This is a genomic window from Neorhizobium galegae (assembly GCF_017877135.1).
Classification (GTDB): domain Bacteria; phylum Pseudomonadota; class Alphaproteobacteria; order Rhizobiales; family Rhizobiaceae; genus Neorhizobium; species Neorhizobium galegae_A.
Map to the genome: position 1 here is coordinate 41607 of NZ_JAGIPH010000011.1, position 23501 is coordinate 65107.

The window sequence follows — 23501 nt, forward strand, 5'->3', positions numbered from 1 at the left end:
CCCATGAAGACACTGAGCTTCATCACCGGACGCGCACTGCAAGGCCTCGTCGTCATGTTTGGCGTCTCGGCCATCGTCTTCTTCGCCCTGTTTCTGACCGGCGATCCGGCGGCGATGATGATGTCGCCGGACGCTTCGCGCGCAGAACTCGAAGCCTTCCGTCAGGCGATGGGATTCAACGATCCGATCTGGGTCCAGTATGGCCGCTTTCTCGCAAGCGCTTTAACCGGCGAACTGGGAACCTCCTTGCGCTTCCAGCGTCCGGCGCTCGGCCTTTTGATCGAACGCCTGCCGGCGACAGCCCTTCTGGCCATGACGGCGCTGCTGTGGAGCTCGCTGCTGGGGTTCGTGCTCGGCACCATCGCGGCCATTCGCAAGAACAGCGCCATTGATTTTGCCATCCGCATCATCTCGCTGCTCGGCCAGGCCATTCCCGTCTTCTGGCTGGCATTGCTGTTGATCATCTTCTTCTCGCTGAAACTGCGCTGGTTGCCCTCAAGCGGCATCGGCTCGGCCGCCCACCTGATCATGCCGTCGATCGCGCTCGGCGCCTATTATCTCAGCGCCATCACCCGCCTGGTCAGGGCAAGCCTGATCGAGGTTCTGGGAGAAAATTACATCCGCACCGCGCGCGCCAAGGGCATTTCCTCGTGGCGGATCATCGTGCACCATGCGCTGCGCAACGCGCTGATCCCGGTCATTACCGTCCAGGGCATGTATTTTGCCTCGCTGCTGGGAGGCGCGCTGGTCACCGAGATCATTTTTGCATGGCCGGGCATCGGGCGTCTTGCCGTCGAAGCGATCCAGAACCGTGACTTCCCCGTCGTGCAGGCCGTCGTCTTGTTTGCTGCCGCCGTCTTCGTCATCGTCAACTTTCTCGTTGATCTCGCCTATGTCTGGCTGAACCCGAGGATCAGGCTGTGATTTCAGACGCGACATTCGAGGCCGCCCTCGACCTGACAAGCCAATGGTGTGCCATTCCGTCGGTCAGGGGGGATGAAAAGCAGCTGCGCCGTCAGGCCGACGCCGTCACCGACTGGTTGAAGACGGAGCTCGGCGCATCGATTGTCTCCGCAGCATCCTCGCGCGGTCGCCCGCCGGTGCTTCACGCCCGCCTGGATGTCGGGTCACCGCTGACTGTCATCCTGTACAACATGTATGATGTAATGCCGGCCACGGCGGAGGGCTGGTCCGTCGATCCATTCCAAGGCGGCATCGTCGCTCTCGACGGCATCGGCGAAAGTTTCGTCGCGCGTGGCGCGGAAAACAATAAAGGACCGCTTGCCGGCATGCTGCATGCCATCAAGGCACTGCTGGATAGAGGCAAGCTGCGCGTCAATGTCGAGATCCTTGTCGATGGCGAGGAAGAAAGCGGCAGCGGCGCGATGCGTGACTATCTCGCCGATCCCGACTGCGCCGTGCGCACAAGCGCCTCCGCCATCTTCCCGTCCTTCTGCGAATATGGCGGCGGGGCGCCGCGCGTTTATCTCGGCTTTTCGGGCATTGCCAAGGGTGAAGTGCGTGTCGATGGCGGTCCGTGGGGCGGGCCGAAGGCAGCCATCCATTCCAGCAATGCACCCTGGATCGCCAACCCCGTGAGCCGCCTGCTCGAGGCCTTGTCCCTGATCGGCAAGCCGCCGACCGGGGAACTGGCGAAAATTGTCCTCAATGACGAAGCGATCGGCATCGTCAGCACACTGGCGAGGAACTTTGATCCGGCGGCAGAACTGCGCTTCCGCAACACGGAAGCCTTTTCGCTGGATGGCAATGCGCAAGTGCTGCTCGAGCATGTGCTGTCTACGGCATCCTTCAACCTGTCGAGCCTGGAAAGCCTGCCGCTGTGGACAGACGGCGTCATCCCCCATGGCGCCCGCGCAAGCTTCGAACTGCGCACGCCACCATCGCTGGACCCCGCCGATTTTCTCGCCGACTACCGCCGGATGCTGGGTGCCGTCCCTGGCGCGGTTCTCAATGTCGCCGACAGCTATGCGGGCTTTCGCTTTGCCGCCGATGCACCGGGGGTTGCGGCGCTTCTGAAAAGCTACGAGACGACCGCGAATTCCGTGCCGCAGATCTGGCCCTGGGCGATCGGTGCTGCGCCTGCCTATGCCTTTGCGCCGCACGCCCAATCCTTCCTGCTCGCAGGTGCCGGCCGCGGCGGCAATGCGCATGGGATCGATGAATTCATGACGCTCGAAGGGTTTCGCCGCTTCATCCAATCGATCGCGACTTGGCTCGACCTGATGGGCCGAAAGGCTGAGGCCGCATGAGCACGATCCGTCATCTGTCTCGCGACGATGCCATCAAGGCCGGCGCTCTCGATTGGGCGGCGGCACTCGATGACGTGCGCGCGACGACCCGGCTCCTGCGCGACGGCAAGGCGGGCATGGTTGCCGAAAGCGTCATGCCGCTCGGGGCCGACCCGCGCAACAAGGCCTATGGCCTGCCCGCCTTCGTCGGCGGCGAGTATGACGCCGCGGGCCTCAAATGGACCGTGCACCGGGCCGAACCGATCGGCGATCTGCCGAGTATCAGCAGCACGACCATCATCAACCGTCTTGCCGATGGGTCACCAATCGGGAGCGTCGAGAGCGCCTTGCTCACCCGCATGCGCACAGCCGCCGTGTCGGCCGCGGCAATACGGGCGCTGAAACCCGGCGGCCTACGCTCCGCTGCGCTTCTCGGGGCTGGCGCTCACGCGCAGACGCATCTCGACATGCTGCTGTCGCTGTTTCCGACGATCGAGACGATCCACCTCTGGAACCGCACGCCGGCGCATCTCGACAGGTTGTTCGGCGAGGCCAGTTCCTCCTCAGCAACCCGGCTCTTGCCCCACGCCGATCTCGCCGAGGCCGTCGCAGACGCCGATGTCATCATCTGCTGCACATCGGCGCCTCAGCCGTTCATCGGCCCGTCCATGGTGCAGCCCGGCAGGCTGATCATGCAGATTGGCTTCCACGAGGTGATGTTCGAAACGATCGCGGCGACCGATATCGTCACCGTCGATCTCTGGGGTGATTATGCCGAAAAGAGCGCCAAGAGCCTTTTCCAGATGTATCGCGCCGGCCAATTTCCGGCCGAACGCGTGGCGGCGGACCTTCCAGCCATCCTCCTGGATGGCTGGAAGCCACCGGCTGACGCATCGCTCTATTTTTCGAGCTTCGGGCTCAACGTCTTCGACATCGCCTTTGCCGCCCGCATCCTCAAAAATGCGCAGGCCCTGCGCATCGGAACGCTGCTGCCCTCCATTTGATCAATGCCCATACAAGGAAACGGCCATGCTCATCACTGCCGCCGAACTCATCAGCAAGCTGCCGGAAGGCCGGCTCGTTCCTGTCGATGTCCGCCCGGAAACCGCCTGGCGCGACGCCAGCATTCCCGGCGCGGTAAGCATCAATGTCTATGACTATTTCATTCCCGAAAGCGACGAGGCGGGCATTGCCGGCATGGCCGCTGGCGCGCGCAAGGCTTTTGATCGTCTCGGTCTGGGCAAGGATCGCGTGCCGGTCTTTTTCGAGGAACAGACGGGAATGATCTCGCCGCGCGGCCTGTGGTTCTACGAACTGGTCGGGCTCGAAGGCGGTCTCATCCTGGATGGCGGCATCGAGGCCTGGAAAGCGGCGGGTGGCGATATCGCTCCGGGTGCGGGCACACCGGATGCCATCCGGCAATCGGACGGCAATGTTGCGTTTCATCGTGAACTGGCCGCCTCAACCGATGAGGTTCTGCGGCATGAAGCCGACATCTTCGACGTGCGCCGCCGCACGGAATTCGAAGGCACCTTCCTGCATCCCTGCTGCGCCCGTGCCGGCCGTATCCCGCATTCGCATTTCGCCTTCTACGAGGACATGCTGCGGGACGGGAAATACCGTCCCGCCGACGAGATCCGCGAGATCGCCGAAAAGGCCGGCCTCTCACCGGATCGCGAGATCATCACCTATTGCCACCGCGGTGCCCGCGCGGCGACGGCACTCTACGGCCTGAAGCTGGCAGGCTTCGACAAGGTGAAGATCTATGTCGGCTCCTGGCACGAATGGGCCGGCAATGCGGCCCTGCCACTGGAAATCGGCCCGGCCGAGGAAGTCTAGCTAAAGCCAGCTTTGGATCTCGATCGGGCTGCCATCGCTGAAACGTGAGAAGCGGAACGGCGTCGGGTCGACGCAGGGCGTCCGGTCCGTCGCGATCTCGGACAATAGGCGCCCCGCCCCCGGACCAATACCGAAACCATGACCGGAGAAGCCGGTGCCGATCACAAGGCCCGGCAGCGCCTCAACCTTCGAGATCACAGGGATCACATCCGGCATGGTATCGATCATGCCGCCCCATTTCTGCAGGATTGGCACGTCGCGAAAGGCCGGGATGCCGACCTTCAGATGGGCTTCGACCCGTGCCAGCAGGTCCAGATCCGGCATCGGATCGAGCACCCGGATCGTCTCGTAAATGCTCTTTTCGTCCAACCCGCGATGGCGGTATGCGACCAGTTCGTCGAAAAACGGCCTGCCGAAGCGCAGTTTCAGCGATTTCCGCTCCAGCCGGAAGGCCGGCATGAACTCCCTCAAGAAGCGAAAACTGTCCGGCACGATATCGGCGAGGCTGATGGCCGAGGACGCGACGGTGAAACCGCCATCGAGCCGCTTGCGGAGGGCAAAATCCGAAAAGCCCATTGTCGTCTCGATCGCGGCATCGACAGGTGCCGTCCGCAAGACGGAAGAAAGAACTTTCAACTGCGGCAGGCGCACCCCATGCCGCGAGAGGAAATGCGAAGACCAGGCACCGCCGGCAACGATCACCGTCGGGGCCCGTATGCGGCCCTTCTCGGTCACAACGCCGGAAACCCTGCCCGCTTCGATATCGAGGCCACGCACGGCGCATTGCTGAAGAAGGATGGCGCCCGCCGCCTGTGCTGCGGAGGCGATGGCGGGTGCGGCAAGCTGTGGCTCGGCCCCTGCATCTTCCGGCACGTGGAGGCCGCCCAACACCGTGCGGTTGAGATCCGGCACGAAACTCACGATCTGCGCAGGATCGAGGATTCGGGCATCAATGCCGAATTCGCGCGCAGCCAGCGCCCAGCGCTGATGGCGGTCGCGCGCCTCGGGCGTCTTTGCGGCGTAGACAATTCCGCGCCTGCGATAGCCCACATCCACGCCGGTTTCCTGGCGCAACGTGTCCCAGATGGCGTGGGACTGCAGCATCAGCGGCAGCTCGCGCAGATCGCGGCCGGCAAGCCTCACCCAGCCCCAATTGCGGCCGGACTGTTCGCCGCCGATCTCGCCCTTTTCGAGAAGGGCAACGCGAATTCCTTGCCGGGCGAGAAAGAAGGCGGCGGAAACGCCGATGATGCCGCCACCGACGATCGCCACATCGACCGCATTGGGGTGCGTTTCGGAATCAGCGACCGGGGTCATGGCCGGGCCGCGATGAAGGAGGGGAGCGTTCATGTCAGTAGCAGTCTTCCACGCTGAAATGCACCGGAATCTCGGCAATGCTCGCTGTCCTGGGAAGTTCGAGAACCATATGGACGATCCGGGCAATATCCTCCGGTTGGGTCAATTCCGTGCTATCGCGATTGGCGAGGGCATTTCCCATGTCGGTCGCGACAAAGCTCGGACAGATGATCGTCGAACGAACACCGCTATCCTTGCCGCACTGGCGAAGGCCATGCCCCAAGGCGACCGCTGCAAATTTCGACATGGCATACAGGCCGGAGCCCGCGGATTTGACCCGCTTGCCGGAGAGAGACGCGACCGTCACCACGCGGCCGGCGGCTGCCTTTTCCAGATGCGGCCAGGCGCGTTGAGAAAGCCGCATCGGCGATTTGACATTGACGTTGAAGATCAGGTCGAAGTCGGCGTCTTCCGCTTCCAGCACGGATTTCGGGATCATCATGCCCGCATTGTGCACCAGTCCATCCAGCCTGCCGAAATGGCTGATCGTCTGATCCACCCAGGTCCGCTCGCTTTGCGGATCGAGCGCATCGAAACGGCAGACCAAGGCATTCGGATTGCCGGCAAAGACGGAGGATTCGGGCGCACGCACGCCAAGGCTCACGGCCCAGCCTTCGGCAAGAAGCTTTTCGGCGATGGCAGCGCCGATCCCGCGCGAAGCGCCGCTGATCATCGCAACCCGGTTTGGCGTCGACATATCTCTATTCCCTTTTCCCAAGCATCAGGCCGCGGCTGCCGCACTGCCCCAATCATCGCCAAAGACCTGCACCAGATGCCCGGGCGACACCTCGCGATAAACCCGCTTCGGCACGACATAGGACAAGGGTCTGACGGGGCTCTTGATCTCGTCATTGCTGAGGCCGCGACGGATGCCACGTCGGCTTGGGTCGGGGATCGGCACCGCTTCCAGAAGGCGCCGCGTATAGGGGTGCTGAGGATTTTCGAAGATCGAGCGGCGCGGTCCGATCTCGACGATCTCACCCAGATACATGACCGCGACGCGGTGGCTCATCCGCTCGACCACCGCCATGTCATGCGAGATGAACAGATAGGCAAGGCCCATGCTTTCCTGGAGGTCGAGCATCAGGTTGATGACCTGCGCCTTGATCGAAACATCGAGCGCCGACACGGCCTCGTCCGCAACGATGACCTGCGGCGCCATGGCAAGCGCCCGGGCGATACACAGGCGCTGCCGCTGGCCGCCGGAAAACTCGTGCGGGAAGCGACCGGCCATGTCCGGCTGCAGCCCGACCTTGACCATCAGGTCGGCCACCTGTTCGCCGGCGTCCTTCTTGTCCGAGGCAATATGATGGGCAAGCAGCGGCTCTGCAATCGCATCCCCCACCTCGATGCGCGGATTGAGCGACGCGAAGGGATCCTGAAAAATCATCTGGATATGGCGGCGCATGTCGCGCAGTTGCTTGCCGGAGAGATCAAGGATCTCCCTGCCCTCAAGCTTGACCGATCCGGAATTGGCATCGAGCAGGCGCATGATCGCGCGGCCCGTCGTCGATTTGCCGCAGCCGCTCTCGCCGACCAGCGCCAGTGTTTCGCCCGCCCTCAGATCGAAGGAGACGTTCTCGACCGCATGCACCCGGCCCGAAACGGCGCCCAGAAAGCCACCACCGATATCAAACCGGGCGGTAAGATCGCGGACCTCAAGCAGCGGAACCGGTTCTGCCGATACCGTATCTGCAACAGCAGGCATCTCGACAGGATCACCGCTTTCCACATCGATCAGCGGGAACCGGGCCGGGCCGGGCTCGCCGGTCATTGAACCGAGCTTCGGCACCGCGGACAGGAGTGCCCTGGTATAGGCGCGCTGCGGATCGGCAAAAATGTCTTCCGTCGCCCCGCGCTCGATCGCTTCGCCCTTGTACATGACGATCGTGCGGTCGGCGATTTCGGCGACAACGCCCATGTCATGGGTAATGAAGAGAACGCCCATGCCCTCCTCTTCCTGCAAGAGCTTGATGAGTTCGAGGATCTGCGCCTGGATCGTCACGTCGAGCGCCGTCGTCGGCTCGTCGGCGATCAGGAGGCGCGGACGGCAGGCCAGTGCCATCGCAATCATGATGCGCTGACGCATGCCGCCGGACAGCTGGTGCGGATATTCCTCCATGCGCTTTGCCGCAGACGGGATGCGAACCTTCTCCATCAGCGCGAGCGTTTCCTTCACGGCCGCCTTCAGGGACAGGCCGCGATGGGCGACAAGCACTTCGGAGATCTGGTCGCTGATTGTCAGCGACGGATTGAGGCTGGTCATCGGCTCCTGAAAGATCATCGCGATGCGATTGCCCCGAATGTCGCGCATCCTGCCTTCGGGAAGCTTCAGCAGGTCCTGCCCCTCCAGCCTGACCTCCCCGTCGATGCGGCAGGTCGCGGGCTGATAGAGACGCATGAGCGACATTGCCGTCACGCTTTTGCCCGACCCGCTTTCGCCAACCAGCGCCACCGTCTCTCCGGCAGCGACATCGAAGGACACGTCGCGAACAACCGGCAGCCAGACGCCCTTGCGCCGGAACGAGGTTTTCAGGCTGGACACGCGGATGACGGGCTCTGCCATATCAACTCCTTTCGAGGTCGTCAGACGGTCGGTCGGTTCATCTGCCTCAATCTGTTGCATGCCACAAATAAAAGCACCTTGCCAGTCAGGATACAGGATATATGATATATTTTGATTGCATGCGCTGACACGCCGACAGGCAGTGGTCGAGACACGAGGAGCATTCCATGAAACTTGAAGACATCCCCCGCCTCTCCCTCGGCTTTTTGCCGACACCGATCGAAAAGATGGAGCGCCTGAGCAGCGAGTTCGGCATCTCTCTCTCTGTAAAGCGCGACGATTTCACGGGCTTCGGTGGCGGCGGCAACAAGGTGCGCAAGCTCGAATATCTGATGGCGGATGCGGTTGCGCAGGGCGTGAACGTGTTGATCACCACCGGGGGACATCAGTCCAACCATGCCCGCATGACCGCGGCCGCCGCCCGCAAATTCGGCATGAAGCCGATCCTCGTCCTGCGTGGCAACCGCCCGGATCTGTACCAGGGCAATCTGCTTCTCGATCACCTGTTCGGGGCCGAGATCGATTTCCTCGATCCGGACGCCTATTTTACTGAGATCAATCCGCGCATGGATCATCACGCAGCGGAAGCCGAGGCGCGGGGCGAGAAGGCCTATATCATCCCGCTCGGCGGCGCGTCCGCACTGGGCGCCATGGGCTATGTGAACGCCGTGAAGGAACTTGCCGAGCAATATGCCGCCGCTGGCACCGCGACGCCCGATTATATCGTGGCGCCGGTCGGTTCGGGCGGCACGCTGGCTGGCCTCCATGTCGGTTGCGCCATGTTCATGCCGAAGACGGAAGTGATCGGTATCGCCGTGACCGGGAGTGCCGTTCCCTTCAGCGAGCGTATCGCCGTGATGGCCAATGCGGCAGCCGAGCTTCTCGACTATGACCGGCGCTGGACGGCGGACGAGATCCGCATCGAGAATGACTATATCGGCCCCGGCTATTCCATTCCCTCCGAGGCCGGCAATGCAGCGATCAAGCTCGCCGGCAACAAGGAAGGCGTGCTGCTTGACCCCGTCTATACCGGCAAGGCCTTCGCCGGCATCATGGGCTGCGTCGAGGCAGGGAGCATCGCCAGGGGGAGTTCGGTTCTCTTCATCCATTGCGGCGGCTCGCCCGCGCTCTATCCCTTCGCCGGTCAGTTGACCAGCGATCTCACCACCGCAACGGCAGGCTGAACCATGGTCTACCGCATTGGATGTGACGTAGGCGGCACTTTCACCGACCTTTGCCTCTTCGAAGAGGAAACCGGCAAGACCTTCTTCGTGAAGACGCCGACGACGACCGGCCATCAGGCAACGGCCGTGGTCCATGCCGCCCGCACGGCGCTTGGCATGGCTGGCATCGCCGCGGATGAACTGTCCGGTTTTGCCCATGGCACGACCGTTGCCACCAATGCGATCCTGGAGCGGCGCGGCGCCCGGACCGCGCTTCTCATCACCCGCGGCTTTCGCGATGTCCTGGCCATCGGCCGCCAGACGCGTGCCCATCTCTACGATCAGTATGCACGCAAACCGGAGCCGCTCGTGCCCCGCGAATTCGTCTACGAGATTGGCGAGCGGCTCGCGCCTGACGGCACAGTCGCGCAAGCTCTCGACGAGGAGACGGTCCGTGGCGCCATCAGCGCGATGCTCACCGCCGGCATCGAGACCGTCGCGATCTCTTTCCTGCATTCCTACGCGAATCCGGCGCACGAACAGCGTGCGGCCGAAATCGTCCGCGCCATGGCGCCAGACCTGAAGATCTCGATCTCCTCCGACGTTCTGGCGGAGCCTGGCGAGTTCGAGCGCACCTCGACGACGGTCATGAACGCCTATCTGATGCCGCCCCTGAAGGACTATCTCGAGCGCATCGCCAATACGCTGGTTTCCGACGGCGTGACGGTGGAACCCGCGATCATGCAATCGGGCGGCGGCGTCATGCCGATCGAAACCGCAAGCGGCGTCAAGGCTGTTCATACCTGCCTGTCCGGTCCGGCGGCCGGGATGATCGGTGCCCGCCGCTTCGCCGAAGCCGCCGGCTACAAGAATGTCGTGACGATCGACATGGGCGGCACCAGCTTCGATGTCGGCCTGATCGAGAATGGCCAGATCCTCACCCGCTACGAGAGCGAGATCGAGGGCTTTCCGCTGCGCGTGCCGATGTTCGACATCATCACGCTCGGCGCCGGTGGCGGATCGATCGCCCATGTCGACGCCGGCGGCCTCCTGAAGGTCGGTCCGGAAAGCGCAGGCGCAAGACCAGGCCCCGCCGCCTACGGCAAGGGCGGTGAGCGCCCGACCGTGACCGACGCCAATGTCATTCTCGGTCGCCTGCGACCGGGCCGCGAGATCGGCGGCGGGATCGTCATCGACAGGCAGAGGGCCGCAAGGGCCGTGGAAACCCACGTTGCCGGTCCGCTCGGCATCTCCGTTGAAGAGGCGGCGGTCGGCATCCTGCAGGTGGTCAACGCCGCCATGGTGCGCGGCATGCGGCGCATTACCGTGGAACGCGGGCTTGAGCCGCGGGATTTTGCCGTCATGGCCTTCGGCGGCGCCGGTCCGTTGCATGCGGTCGATCTCTGCGCCGAATTGGATGTCGAGACCGTCATCGTGCCGCCCTCGCCGGGCCTGCTCTGCGGGATCGGTCTCCTGCTTGCGCCGTGGAAGCACGACGAGACATCGATGATCTCCGGCCTGACCGATGGCATGTCCAACTCCGATATCCGCACGGCGATCGAGATACTGGTCAGCAAGATCATCGACCAGGCGAACAACGACAGGATCGACTTCAAGTCGGTGACGCTGGCTCCCGTCCTGGAAATGCGCTATCGAGGCCAGGGTCACCAGTTGCCGATCCACTGGACCCCGGATGGGCTTGACGCTGCGGTGGAGGCCTTTCACCAGGCCCACCAGCGTAGCTTCGGTTATGCCCGGCGCGGGGAGAGCATCGAGATCTCCATGCTGCGTCTCAGCGCCAGCGCCCCACCACCATCCGACCGACTGCCGGTTCCCACCATCACCGCCAGCGACGACCCGGTGATCGCTCGCTCACCGCTGTGGGTCGAGGGCGCCATGGTCGAGGTTCCGGTCTACGACCGCGCCAAGCTCGCGATCGGAACAGAACTTCAAGGACCGCTGATCGTCGAGCAGCATGACACGACGTTGATCGTCAGCGCCCAGACGCTCGTCGTCGATAGCCATGGCAATCTCATCATCAGGATGCAGAAATGAAGAACGACACCATTCTGGCCGAAGTCGTCCGCCACGGTCTGCAGGCGGTTGCGGAGGAAATGGGGGCGGCCCTGATCCGCACTGCCCATTCGATCAACATCCGCGACCGTCGCGACTTTTCCTGCGGCGTGTTCGATGCAAAGGGCCAGCTCATCGCGCAGGCCGAGCACATTCCCGTCCATCTCGGCCTGATTGCCGGCGTCGTCAGTCGCACGATCGAAAACCTCGGCGAAGACATCGCCGCCGCAACGATGGTCGTCACCAATGATCCTTGGCTCACCGGTTCGCACCTGCCCGACGTCGTCGTCATAGCGCCTGTCGATGCCGAAGACGGCCGCCGCCTTGGCTACGTCGCCAACATGGCGCATCAGGTCGACCTCGGCGGCTTCGCGCCGGGAAGCCTGGCGCTCGGCACCGTTGACATCACGCAGGAAGGCCTGCGCGTACCGCCGATGGTGCTGATGCGCAATGGAACGGTGGAGCATTCGACGCTTGCGCTGTTCAAGCTGGCGAGCCGCACGCCCGACATGGTGGCGGGTGATCTTCTGGCCCAGGCCGCCGCCAACACGACCGGTGCGCGTCGTCTCGCCGCCCTCATCGAACGCACAGGAGAGGAGCGGTTTCACACGGCCGTGACGACCTTGCTCGCGACCACCGAAAAGCGACTGGAAAACGCGTTTCGTGCCCTGGAAGGGCGCAAAGGTCAGTTTTCCGATACGCTCGAATGGCATGAGGCCGGGACAGATGTGGATCTCACGGTCGCGGTCAATCTCACGATCGCCGATGGCACCCTGCATGCCGACTTTACCGGCACGTCCGGACAGGTGGCGGGACCGGTCAACGCGCCGGTCTTCCTGACGGCAAGCTGTGTGCTTTACGTGGTCAAGGCCATGCTCGATCCCGACATCCCCTCGAATGCCGGACTGTTTCGCCGGATCGTGCTGAAGACCCCGGAACGATCGATCGTCGATGCCGCCGCGCCCTCGCCCGTCGCGCTCTGCACCTCGATCACCAGCCAGCGCATCACCGATGCCCTGATCGGCGCGTTCAACCAGATCCGGCCGGACACGCCCATGGCCGCATCGACCGGCAGCATGAATGCGCTCATCCTCGGTGGAACAGATCCGGCCACCGGCCGCTCCTACTCCTACGTGGAAACCTATGCCGGCGGCCAGGGCGGCCTTCCTGGCAAGGCGGGCGCCAGCGGCGTCCACTGCCACATGACCAATACCGCCAATTCACCCGTGGAACTGATCGAGCGGGCATATCCGCTGACGGTCCTCGACTACGGCTTGATCGACGGTAGCGGTGGCGCCGGCGAATTCTGCGGCGGCCTCGGTCTTCGAAGAACCATTCTGGTCAATGCGGATTCGGTTCTCACGGTTCATCTCGACCGCACACGGCACCGACCCTGGGGCGTCATGGGCGGATCGCCGGCTGCAGGTTCCCGCATCACGATCGCGGCCGAGGCAGGCGAGCGGCACCTCCCTGGAAAGAGCACAACCCGCATCAAGGCTGGTACCACAGTCAAAATGGAAACGGCCGGAGGCGGAGGCTGGGGGAGCGTCTAGAAAAAAGCGGGGTCGGCAGATCCGCGATTGCGGGATACGCCCCTCGAGAGTGTAAAACTTCCAGGATATATGGGCTTGTCTTGCGTGACGAACGCGGCCGGCCCGACGATCGCTTCATCCCTTGGACGGCTTCGGTTTCGAACGAGAACGAAGGTGTGTCCTTCTTGCGCTTTGCTGGCCCATGCCCGTCCATGTGCAGGCGTCGATACGCCGATGGCGCTGGCTACTGAGTTGGCTCAAAGTTATCAACTCTAGCGGAAATCGCGGGCGTTGACTCGTCAGGTGTTGATCCGGCGGCGACCATCACCCGAACGAAGCCGTCATCAAGCAGAACGCCAGCCTCGGACCGTTGCGCGTCGTTCGACCGCAGCTGCGTCTTTGAGACGGTGACCTTCCGTCGCGCGGCTCCGTCATCGCCTGAAACATTTAAATCGCTTCGGTTCTTCGCGTTTCGCTTATTTGCAAAACTGCATATGCATTATACAAAATCGTGTATAAATTAATATATATAAATTTCGCATAATACATTTGTTGATTGCGTAGATCTTCTTCATGCATATTATAAAACAACACCCGCATCTTATTATTCTAAATTTTAGATATTAATGGTGCTGGCTCAAGGTATTCATTTTATCTGCTGTTTGCTTTGACCAATATTCCAATGCCGCTGGTGAGCGCCTGGATATTGATTATCGCTACAACGGCACTGCCCATTGCGATAGATCATGATGACCCAGCACCGTAGCATTACCCGCGTTCTCTCGTCCTCCACAGCTCTGTCGCTTGTATTGCAGCTGGGATTTGCCCCGATTTCGCAGGCGCACGCAGGCTCCTTGCCGACAGGTGCCAGCGTCGCGGCCGGACAGGTTGCGGTCGGCTCCTCCGGTGCTGCGATGACGGTGACACAGTCGTCCGACAAGGCGATCGTCAACTGGAACAGCTTCTCGGTCGGCAATGGCTATTCGGTCAATTTCGTCCAGCCGGACCAGACCTCGGCGATCCTCAACCGCGTCACGGGCACGACGACCTCGACGATTGCCGGTAGCGTGACCGGCAATGGACAGGTCTACCTGATCAATCCGAACGGCATCGCGATCACATCCGGCGGCAGCGTCAAGGTCGGTGGCGGCTTCGTGGCCTCCACGCTTGACATGAAGGATGAGGATTTCCTCTCCGGAAAGCTGTCGCTTGAGGGCAACGGCGCCTCGGCCGCCGTCTCCAACCAGGGGGTGATCACGGTCGGGCGCGGCGGCTATGCGGCACTGATCGGCGGCACGGTTAGCAATGACGGCGTGATTGCCGTCCCGCTCGGCAAGGTGGGCTTAGGCTCCGGCGAACAGGCCACGCTTGACCTCTCCAGCGATGGCTTCCTGCAGGTGGCGCTGCCGACGAAGGCCGGTGCAGAGGGCAAGGGCGCGCTGGTGGAAAACCAGGGCACGGTTTCCGCCGATGGCGGCACGGTGGTGATTGCGGCAGCCACAGCCCGTGAAGCGGCACGCAACGCCATCAACATGTCCGGCGTCGTGGAAGCGCGTACCGTGGCGGGGCGCGAGGGCGAGATCGTGCTGGGCGGCGGCGAGGGCGGCAGGGTTGCCGTGTCCGGCAAGGTGAAGGCGACGGCTGCCGCGGGCAAGGGCGGCAAGGTCAAGGTCACCGGCAAGGCAATTGCGCTGGCGGGTGCCGAAATCGATGCCTCCGGCGGGGCCGGCGGCGGCTCGGTGAAGATCGGCGGCGACCGGCAGGGATCGGGCGACACACAGCGCGCCGAAACGACAAGTGTGGATGCCGCAACCGTCATCCGCGCCGATGCAACCGAAGCCGGCAAGGGCGGCGATATCGTCGTCTGGTCCGATCAGAAGACCGATTTTGCCGGCCTGATCACCGCGCGCGGCGCCGGCGCCGGCAATGGCGGCGAAGCGGAAGTTTCCAGCAAGGCGGTGCTCGCCTATACCGGCTATGCCGATCTTTCCGCAGCAAGCGGCACGTTCGGCACGTTGCTGCTCGATCCCTACAACATCACCATTTCCTCGGCATCAGCCTCCAATTCCAGCGGGCTCACCGCCACCGGCAATGACAGCATCATCAACGTCAAGACGCTGGAGACGGCGCTCGCGGGCGCCAACGTGACAGTCACGACCGGTAATGACGGCAGCCAGACGGGCAATATCACGCTCGCAAGTGACCTCTCCTGGTCGGCCAACACGCTGCTGACGCTCTCTGCCGCCGGCTCCGTCTCGATCGCCGCTGCGCTGAAAGCAACCGGCACGAGCGCCGGGCTCGTTCTGACCAATGCGAGCTACACGATCGCCGATGGCGGCAGCGTCACCCTGTCGGGCGCCAATGCCACGCTCTCCATCGGCGGCAATGCCTATACGCTGATTCATACGTTCCTCGACCTCGACTCAGTAAACTATCTCGGCCTTTCCGGTCGATATGCACTCGCTAACGACCTCGATCTTTCCGACCGGACCTTCAACGATTCTCTTATCTCAACCGGCACGAATGGGTTTACGGGGGTCTTTGCCGGCCTGGGCAATACGATCTCCAGCCTCACGATCAACAGCACCAAGAGTTATGTCGGCCTGTTCAGCACGATCGGTGCTGGCGGAGCCGTTCGCGATCTCGATCTGTCCGGTGGAAGCGTAACATCGACAGGTGATAATGTCGGCAGCCTGGCTGGCTACAACTATGGTTCAATCAGCTCTATCAGTTCCACTCAGACCGTCGCCGGCAAGGCGAGTGTTGGCGGACTGGTGGGCAACAACCAGAACATCATACAGGGTTCGTCATTTTCCGGATCCGTCATCGCCGGGCCGGGCGTGACCTACGCATCGGAGCTTGGCGGGCTCGTCGGCTCCAATTCGGGCACCATCGCAAACTCATCATCCGCAGGCTCGGTATCGGGAGCTTCGAATGTGGGTGGACTGGCAGGCCTCAACTCTGCAACGATAACCGGTTCTCATTCCTCCGCTAAAGTGACGGGCACTTCAAGCTACCACGGTGGATTGGTCGGTGGAAGCAGCGGGTCGCCGGTGATCAGTAATTCCCATGCGACCGGCGATGTCAGCGGTAGCTTCGGCACGGGAGGTCTGGTCGGCTTCGTGGGTGGCCTGGTCCTTCAGTCTTATGCGACGGGCAATGTCACCAGCAATGGCCAGTCTGCCGGCGGACTTGCCGGCATCGGGTCAGGCGTCATCACCAATAGCTATGCAACAGGTAACGTGTCTGGAAAATCCAATGTTGGCGGCTTCATCGGACAGTCCAGCGCCATCATTTCTAATTCCTATGCAACGGGCGCTGTCACCGTATCAGACACTACGGTGGGAGGGTTCGTCGGATATACCAGCGGTCAAATCTCAAACTCCTGGTCGAGCGGACTTGTGACAGGGTCCAGCTTCGCCGGTGGATTTGTTGGCCAGAACTATTCCAGCATCAAAACCTCTTACTGGGATATGGGGACAAGCGGCAAGACCACCGGAAGTGCCTATGGCCAGGCAGGCGTCACCGGCCTGACCACGGCCCAGGCCCGCACCAGCGCAGCCTATTCCGGTTGGAATTTTTCCACCGATTGGTATCAGACCGGCGACATGCGGCCGATCCTGCGCTCGGAAGCGGCAACGGCGGGCAGCGATGGCGTCATCGCCATTTCCAACCTGCACCAACTGGCGCTGATGGGAGCCAATCTGTCCGGTTCCTACAGGCTTGTCGCAGATATCGATGCATCTGAGACCGACGCTTCCAAAGCAGCCTACTCCGCCTCCGGCATCTGGGCATCGACAGGCTGGGTGCCGGTGGGTCCGACGGGCGGATCAAGATTTACAGGCACGCTGGACGGCCGTGGCCGTACGATTTCAAACCTTAAAATCAATAGTGCGTCGTCTGCCGTTGGCCTATTTGGTTATGTTGACACGAATGGCATTCTGGAAAATTTCTCTCTGACGGGCTCCATCGTCACGTCGGGCAGCAACGCGGGGTCCATCGCCGGCTACAACTACGGATCGATGACGCAAGTGAATTCCAGCGCCTCCGTCAAGGGCAACCAGTACATTGGCGGCTTGGTCGGGGAAAATTCCGGGAAAATCAGCCAGTCCTCAGCGTCCGGTGCCATCACAGGAACTGGAGCCGCCATTGGCGGTCTGGTTGGCACGACCAGGGGCGGACTGATCAGCCAGTCTTTCGCTTCAGGTGAGGTCAAGTCGAGTGGCGTCAACGTAGGAGGACTTGTTGGATCTGCTGTCAATACGACAATCCGCGACGCCTACACCACCGGTTCAGTCACTGGTTATAACTATGTCGGCGGTCTTATCGGCGATGCCATCAATATGACAGTTGAGCGCACCTTCGCCGAAGGCAAGATCACGGCAAGCGGCGGAATGGTCGCCGGCGGCCTGATCGGCTCGAGTTTGGCCGGCACCGTGACCTCGTCCTACTTCAACACCGAAACGGCCGGCCTCACCAATGGCGTAGGGTATGGCGATGCCACCGGCATTACCGGGCTCACCACAGCGCAGATGCAGACGAAAGGCAGCTATTCCGGCTGGGACTTTAGGGATGTCTGGTACATCAAAAACGGCTCCTACCCCGTCCTGCGGGCCCTGACCCCAGACCTTCCCACCGGCATCTCGATCACCATTACCGCCAACAGTTTCAGCCGCGGCTATGGCGATGGCAATCCCGGGCTCACCTGGAGCATCACCACTGGCGCGCTGGAAGAGGGCGACAGCGTGACCGGGCAGCTGGCCACCACCGCCACCACCACTTCCGGCGTCGGCACCTATGCCATCACCCAGGGCACGCTTGCCATCTCCGATGCCTATGACATCACCTTCGTCGGCGGCACGCTGACGATCACCCAGCGCGCCATCACGGTGACCGCCGACAACCTGTCGAAGACCTATGGCAATGCCAATCCAAATCTCACCTGGACGGTGACGGACGGCAGCCTCGTCAATGGCGACACGCTCGCCGGCACGCTTTCGACCACGGCAGACAAGACCAGCAATGTTGGCAGCTATGACATCACCCAAGGCACGCTCGACAATGCCAACTATGCCATCAGCTTTGCCTCGGGTACGCTGACCATCAACAAACGCGCCATTACGGTCACCGCCGATAGCAAGTCAAAAGCCTATGGCGACGCCAATCCGGACCTGACGTGGAGTGTGACGAACGGCAACCTCGTCAACGGCGACAACCTGTCGGGTGCGCTTCAAACGACAGCGAATAGCGCAAGCAGCGTCGGCGCTTATAACATCACCCAAGGCACGCTCGCGGCCTCTGCCAATTACGACATGACCTTTGCTTCAGGCGCGCTGACGGTGAAGCAAAGGGCCATCACGGTCACCGCCGACAACATGTCAAAAACCTATGGCGAGGCCAATCCGGGTCTCACCTGGACGGTCTCGCAGGGTAACCTTGTCAACGGAGACACACTCTCCGGCGCGCTTTCGACCGCGGCGGACAAGACCAGCAATGTCGGCAGCTATGACATCACCCGCGGCACGCTCGACAATGCCAATTACGCAATCAGCTTTACCTCTGGCACGCTGACCATCAACAAGCGCGCCATTACCGTCACCGCCGACAACCGGTCCAAGACCTATGGTGATGCCAATCCGGATCTCACCTGGAGCATTTCCGAGGGCAGCCTCGTTAACGGCGACAGCCTGACCGGCGGCCTGCTTACGAAGGCAGACGCCACGAGCAGCGTCGGGAGCTACAAGATCGCACAGGGGACCCTGTCGGCCTCCGACAATTATGCACTGTCATTCACCGGCGGCACGCTGACGATCACCCAGCGCGCCATCACGGTCACCGCCGACAACCTGTCGAAGACCTATGGCGATGCTATTCCAAATTTCACCTGGACGGTGACGGACGGCAGCCTCGTGAACGGCGACACGCTCTCCGGCACGCTTTCGACCACGGCGGACAAGACCAGCAATGTCGGCGCTTATGACATCATCCAAGGCACGCTCGACAATGCCAACTACGCCATCAGCTTTGCCTCCGGCACGCTTGCGGTAAAGGCCCGCGCCATTAAAGTCACCGCCGCCGACCAGTACAAAACCTATGGCGACGCCAATCCCGACCTCACCTGGAGCATTTCCGAGGGCAACCTCGTCAACGGCGATAGCATCTCCGGTTCGCTTGCAACGACGGCGAACGGCGCAAGCAGCGTCGGTAGCTATGCCATCGGTCAGGACACGCTTGCCGCATCCTCCAACTATGCGCTGACCTTTGCCGCCGGCGCGCTGACGGTGAAGCAGCGGGCAATCACGGTCGCCGCAAACGACAGGTCCAAAACCTATGGCGATACCAATCCGGACCTCACCTGGACCGTGTCTAAGGGTGGCCTCGTCAATGGCGATACGCTTTCCGGCGCGCTTTCCACCACGGCCGATGCAAAAAGCGCCGTCGGCAAGTATGACATCACCCAGGGCACGCTCGACAACGCCAACTATGCCATCACCTATGAAGCGGGCCAGTTGAAGGTCAATCAGCGGGAGATCACAGTCACCGCCGACAGCCTGTCGAGGATCTATGGCGATGCCAATCCGGACCTCACCTGGGCAGTGACCAAGGGCAATCTCGTCAATGGCGACAGCCTCACCGGCGGCCTGTTCACCAAGGCAGATGCCACGAGCAATATCGGCCTCTACGAGATCGCGCAGGGGAACCTGTCGGCCTCCAACAACTACGCACTGACGTTTACCGCGGGCAGCCTCACGGTAAAGCAGCGCGCCATCACGGTGGCGGCCAACAACCAGTCGCGCCTGTTCAGCCTGGACAACCCGGATCTGACCTGGGCCATCACCGCCGGCAACCTCGTCAACGGCGATCAGGTCAAGGGTCAGCTTGCCACCGAGGCAACGGCGGCATCGCCGGTCGGGGAGTATGTCATCTCCCGCGGCAGCCTGACGGCGGGTGACAACTACGATCTCACCGTCACGCAGGCCACGCTCTCCGTCACCCCGGTTCCGGCAACGCCGATCAGCAGCCAGCTGCCGGAAAGCCTTGTCTCCTTCGGGGATGCCAATACCACCGTCTCCAGCCCGCCCGCGCAGATCGTCGTTCTCGGCAGCAGCGCAACCTCTTCCGACATCGCCACCAACAGCATTTCCTGCAGCGACGGAGCCGAAAACGCCGACGCAGCCGCCTGCACCGCCAACTGATCCGCGCAAGAGACCAAGGTATGACCCGACTGCATTTTTCCCTGACCGGCTCGTCTCGATATTCGGCGCGATGCGGGCGCCAGGCGTTGCTTGCCCTGGCTTTGGCTTCGGCCTTCTATCCAGTCTTGGCCGGCTCGGCACACTCCCAAACCGCAAGCCAGCTGACTGAAAGTAGCTACGCTCCCCCCGTGATCCGCTCCCTAGGCAGCGGCATCGAACTGCCGGCCGTCGTCGGGCTCGTTGCGCCGGCAGGCGCCGATCGCGTCCACGTCACTCCCTCCGGCATTGTCGTGGAGAATGGCTTGCCGGACCTGGCCGAGGCAACCGCTGCCGTGGAAGCGCGCCTGAAGGGCAAGCGCGTCAGCGGCGCAGATCTGTTCGTGATCGCCCAGGATCTCGAATCCGCCTATGTCCGCGCCGGTTTTCTGCTCGCCCGCGTCTCCCTGCCGCCGCAGACGCTGAAGAACGGCAAGCCGCTGAAGCTCATCGTGACCGATGGTTATGTGGCCGCCATCGATGTCTCCGCGCTGCCGGAGGCTGTCCGCGAGCGGGTGGCTGCCATCCTCAAGCCGCTGGAAGGGCGCCGCGGCCTGCAGAAGGGCGACCTGGAACGGCGCCTGCTTCTGGCCGGCGATACACCCGGCCTGTCGCTGCGCTCCACGCTGAAGGCAGGTGCTGCGCCGGGTGCCACCATCATCGTCATCGAAGGAAGCTATGCGCCGGTATCGGGCAACGTTGCGCTGGACAATGGCCTGTCGCGGGAGATGGGCCGGTATTCGCTGAGCCTCGGCATGGACATCAACAGCGTCCTCGGTCTTGGCGAAACCACCTATGTCCGCCTCAGCGGCTATCCGGGTGGCGGCGACCAGAACATCTTCAGCGATGATCCCCGCAACCGCCAGGTCGTGGCAGGTATCACGCTTCCCCTCGGCACGGATGGCGTCTGGCTCAATGTGGAGGGCGTCGACAGCAAGACGCATCCAACCTCCGACCTCGGCTATACGATGGCCGACCAGTATCAGCGCCTCTCTACCCGTCTCGGCTATGGCTGGCTGCGCTCGCGCACGCTGAATGCCAGCACGCTGATCGGGCTTGATATGGCAGACGAAAGCCAGAAGATCGATCTGTCGGGCACGCGCACGGATTTTAGCGAAGATCGGCTGCGTGTGCTGCGCCTGACGCAAACCGCTGATGCCATTCTGGACAATGGCGGCCGGCTGTCCGGCAATGCCGTCTTGTCCTTCGGCCTTGATGCGCTGGGCGCCCGGCAAGGCACGGCAGCGCTGCCGCTGTCGCGCGATGGCGCCGAACCGGACTTCCGCAAGGCAGAACTCTCGCTCTCCTACGCCCAGGGTTTTGCCGGCGATCGCGTTCAACTGTCTGTGGCCGGGCGCGCCCAGACCTCGTTTGGCGATCCGCTCGTCGCCTCCGAGCAGATGTCGATCACCGGCATGGACTGGGTCTCCGGTTTCGACAGCGGCGCAATCCAGGCGGATACGGGCGCGGTCCTTCGAACCGAACTCTCCTTCCCGGTGGTGCTGCCGGCCCTGGACATCTATCCGGGCCTCGGCAGCATCGCCTCGCCCTATCTGTTTGCCGCCGGCGGCCTTGCCAGGCTGGAAAATCCAAGCGCCGTGGAAAATGCCGTCACCCGGGCGGGTGCCTTCGGGGCCGGCCTGCGGCTTGCGCTGTCCGACAAGGCATCGCCCCGCAACAGTAGCCTTTCGCTGGAATATGCCCATGGCACGGCATCCGACCGCGATGCGGAGGATCGTTTCAACCTGCGCTTCCAGATCGGTTTCTGATCCGGCAAGCCACCCGCCGCTTCGGCATGGCGGGATCCACACCACCCCATGATGAAGACCGCCGCCGGGACCGTTTCCCGGTGCGCGCCTTATGGAATGACAAGGACAAGACACGTGCGATACGCTTCCAACCTCACCCGCCATGCCATCGCCTGCGCGATGATCGCCGCCTCTGGTCTCTCTCTGCCAGCCACGTCGATGGCCCAGGCCCCGGCCGCAAAGACGGACAAGCCTGCAGCACCGGCCGCACCACACGTCAGCAGCGAACCTGCCGTCACGACGGCCACCTATGGCAACTGGGTGCTGCGCTGCCTGCGCATCGAAGCCGACGCCAAGCAGACAAAGCAGTGCGAGATCGTCCAGACCATCCAGGTGGAGGGGCAATCGCAGCCGGTGGCCCAGATTGCCCTAGGCCGCCTTCCGGGGGAGGCCGCCCTGCACATTACCGCCGTCCTGCCGGTCAATGTCAGCCTGCCGGGCAATGTCCATGTCAGCGGAAATGGCAAGGACGGCACGGAGGAAAAGGGCGGCCTTGATCTGCAATGGCGCCGCTGCGCCGGCGGTGCATGCTATGCCGACGGCCAACCCGCCGACGACATCTTGAAAATCTGGCGCAACGAACCACAGGCGCAACTGCGCTTCATCGACGCCGCCGGCCGAACGATCGGCCTCCCCCTCTCCTGGAACGGCCTCCCACAGGCCCTTGATGCGCTGGCAAGAGGGTGACGAGGCTCAAGGACTTGGGGCCACGGCAGGCAGCACGCCAACCACACGCGGTCACCTCGTCAATCTCCGACGCAGTGCCAGAGAGAGCATTCCGGATCGTCGACTTTCCAGCCGGTCGCCGATGGCGTACGCGCATGCCCAAACTACGCTAATCACCTGATCGAGTCTGGTCCCTAAACAATGATGATCGTCTCGATCAGTCGAAGTCCTGAGCCGCGCACCACCATAAAAGGCAATGTCGTTCCCGCCTGCGTGGCCTTCAAACGCAAGCGCGCAAACGCAACATCAAATCGCCGGCTCGTCGGATCTGTGCCAGCGTCCGCATAAACTTCGAGCACATCCGCGCGCGCAACCAGGGTGTCCTTTCTGTGCGCCAGAAATTCCAGCAGCATGCTCTCGCGGCCGGAAAGGTGCAGGGTTGCTCCCTCTGGCGCCGTCAAGGTGCGGAGCGTCCGGTCGAGCGTCCAGTGACTAGACACCTTCACCTGAGGAGCGGGGGGCGCCGGCGTTAGAACAGATCTTTCATGACGAATGCGTCGGGCAAGATTGGTTGCAGCAAGGGTTAGCTCTTCGCTGTCAACGGGTTTTGTGAAGTAGAGATCGGCACCCCGATCATAGCCATGGATTCGATCCTCACGCGCACGCCGCGCCGTGAGCAGGATGATGCCGATGCCCGAGCTTGCGACAACGAGCTGACGGGCCAGATCGAATCCACTGATATCCGGCAAGTTGACATCAAGGATTGCAACGTCATAACTTTCATGGGCAACCATGCGCTGAAATTCCAGACCAGAGGATGCCTCGGCGACCTCGAACCCCCGCAGCTGAAGATATTCAACCAGCCCCTGACGTAAATCATCATCATCTTCGACAAGGATGAGCCGAAATTTGCGAAGCTTGTTGATTTCGTCCATGGAACGCTACTCCATTAATCGAGCAATGTGCATACGGCTTGCACGGCTCAAACTCCTGTTGGCGACAGCCGGGACTTAAACA

14 protein-coding genes are annotated in these 23501 nt (G+C 62.4%); 10 read left to right on the forward strand and 4 right to left on the reverse strand.

Features of this window, described 5'->3' with window-relative positions:
* Positions 1–3: 3 nt before the first annotated feature.
* The 4 genes from J2858_RS22490 to J2858_RS22505 are packed head-to-tail and all read left to right on the forward strand — an operon-like array spanning position 4 to position 4088.
* Positions 4–924, forward strand: coding sequence for an ABC transporter permease (locus J2858_RS22490; RefSeq protein WP_210107114.1), 921 nt, complete (start codon positions 4–6; stop codon positions 922–924).
* Positions 921–2270, forward strand: a complete 1350-nt coding sequence (locus J2858_RS22495; RefSeq protein WP_210107115.1) for a M20 family metallopeptidase — start codon at positions 921–923, stop codon at positions 2268–2270. The genes J2858_RS22490 and J2858_RS22495 overlap by 4 nt, the downstream gene beginning before the upstream one ends.
* Positions 2267–3253 (forward strand): hypothetical protein, encoded by a 987-nt coding sequence (locus J2858_RS22500; RefSeq protein ID WP_210107116.1) that lies wholly within the window; start codon positions 2267–2269, stop codon positions 3251–3253. Before J2858_RS22495 ends, J2858_RS22500 begins: the two co-directional genes overlap by 4 nt.
* 25 nt (positions 3254–3278) lie before the next feature.
* Positions 3279–4088 carry a sulfurtransferase gene (locus tag J2858_RS22505; protein ID WP_210107117.1) on the forward strand — a complete coding sequence of 270 codons (810 nt, stop codon included), beginning with the start codon at positions 3279–3281 and terminating at the stop codon, positions 4086–4088.
* Here the strand turns inward: J2858_RS22505 and J2858_RS22510 are convergent, their stop codons facing one another.
* The 3 genes from J2858_RS22510 to J2858_RS22520 are packed head-to-tail and all read right to left on the reverse strand — an operon-like array spanning position 4089 to position 8010.
* Positions 4089–5438, reverse strand: coding sequence for an NAD(P)/FAD-dependent oxidoreductase (locus tag J2858_RS22510; protein WP_432443393.1), 1350 nt, complete (start codon positions 5436–5438; stop codon positions 4089–4091). It lies immediately after the preceding gene.
* A gap of 1 nt (position 5439) precedes the next feature.
* A complete protein-coding gene (locus tag J2858_RS22515) occupies positions 5440–6141 on the reverse strand; it encodes an SDR family NAD(P)-dependent oxidoreductase (protein WP_210107118.1) in 702 nt (233 codons plus the stop codon).
* 24 nt (positions 6142–6165) lie between these two features.
* Positions 6166–8010, reverse strand: coding sequence for an ABC transporter ATP-binding protein (locus tag J2858_RS22520; protein ID WP_210107119.1), 1845 nt, complete (start codon positions 8008–8010; stop codon positions 6166–6168).
* A gap of 167 nt (positions 8011–8177) precedes the next feature.
* On the opposite strand from J2858_RS22520, the gene J2858_RS22525 reads away from it, so the two are divergent.
* The 6 genes from J2858_RS22525 to J2858_RS22550 all read left to right on the forward strand — a co-directional run bounded on the left by J2858_RS22525 (position 8178) and on the right by J2858_RS22550 (position 22505).
* Positions 8178–9194: a 1-aminocyclopropane-1-carboxylate deaminase/D-cysteine desulfhydrase gene (locus J2858_RS22525; protein ID WP_210107120.1), complete on the forward strand. Its 1017-nt coding sequence runs from the start codon at positions 8178–8180 to the stop codon at positions 9192–9194.
* Positions 9195–9197: 3 nt separating this feature from the next.
* The gene (locus J2858_RS22530) at positions 9198–11228 is read left to right on the forward strand and encodes a hydantoinase/oxoprolinase family protein (protein WP_210107121.1); all 2031 of its coding nucleotides are present in this window, start codon (positions 9198–9200) and stop codon (positions 11226–11228) included.
* On the forward strand, positions 11225–12799 hold the full coding sequence (locus J2858_RS22535) for a hydantoinase B/oxoprolinase family protein (RefSeq protein ID WP_210107122.1): 1575 nt from the start codon (positions 11225–11227) through the stop codon (positions 12797–12799). The genes J2858_RS22530 and J2858_RS22535 overlap by 4 nt, the downstream gene beginning before the upstream one ends.
* A 725-nt stretch (positions 12800–13524) precedes the next feature.
* On the forward strand, positions 13525–19974 hold the full coding sequence (locus J2858_RS22540) for an MBG domain-containing protein (RefSeq protein WP_210107123.1): 6450 nt from the start codon (positions 13525–13527) through the stop codon (positions 19972–19974).
* Positions 19975–20162: 188 nt separating this feature from the next.
* On the forward strand, positions 20163–21779 hold the full coding sequence (locus tag J2858_RS22545; protein WP_210107124.1) for a ShlB/FhaC/HecB family hemolysin secretion/activation protein: 1617 nt from the start codon (positions 20163–20165) through the stop codon (positions 21777–21779).
* A 114-nt stretch (positions 21780–21893) separates the two neighbouring features.
* Entirely contained in the window at positions 21894–22505 is a 612-nt protein-coding gene (locus J2858_RS22550; RefSeq protein ID WP_348635522.1) for an invasion associated locus B family protein, read from the forward strand.
* Positions 22506–22678: 173 nt separating this feature from the next.
* Here J2858_RS22550 and J2858_RS22555 read toward each other — a convergent pair whose 3' ends face one another.
* Positions 22679–23419: a response regulator transcription factor gene (locus J2858_RS22555; protein WP_210107126.1), complete on the reverse strand. Its 741-nt coding sequence runs from the start codon at positions 23417–23419 to the stop codon at positions 22679–22681.
* Positions 23420–23501: the final 82 nt, after the last annotated feature.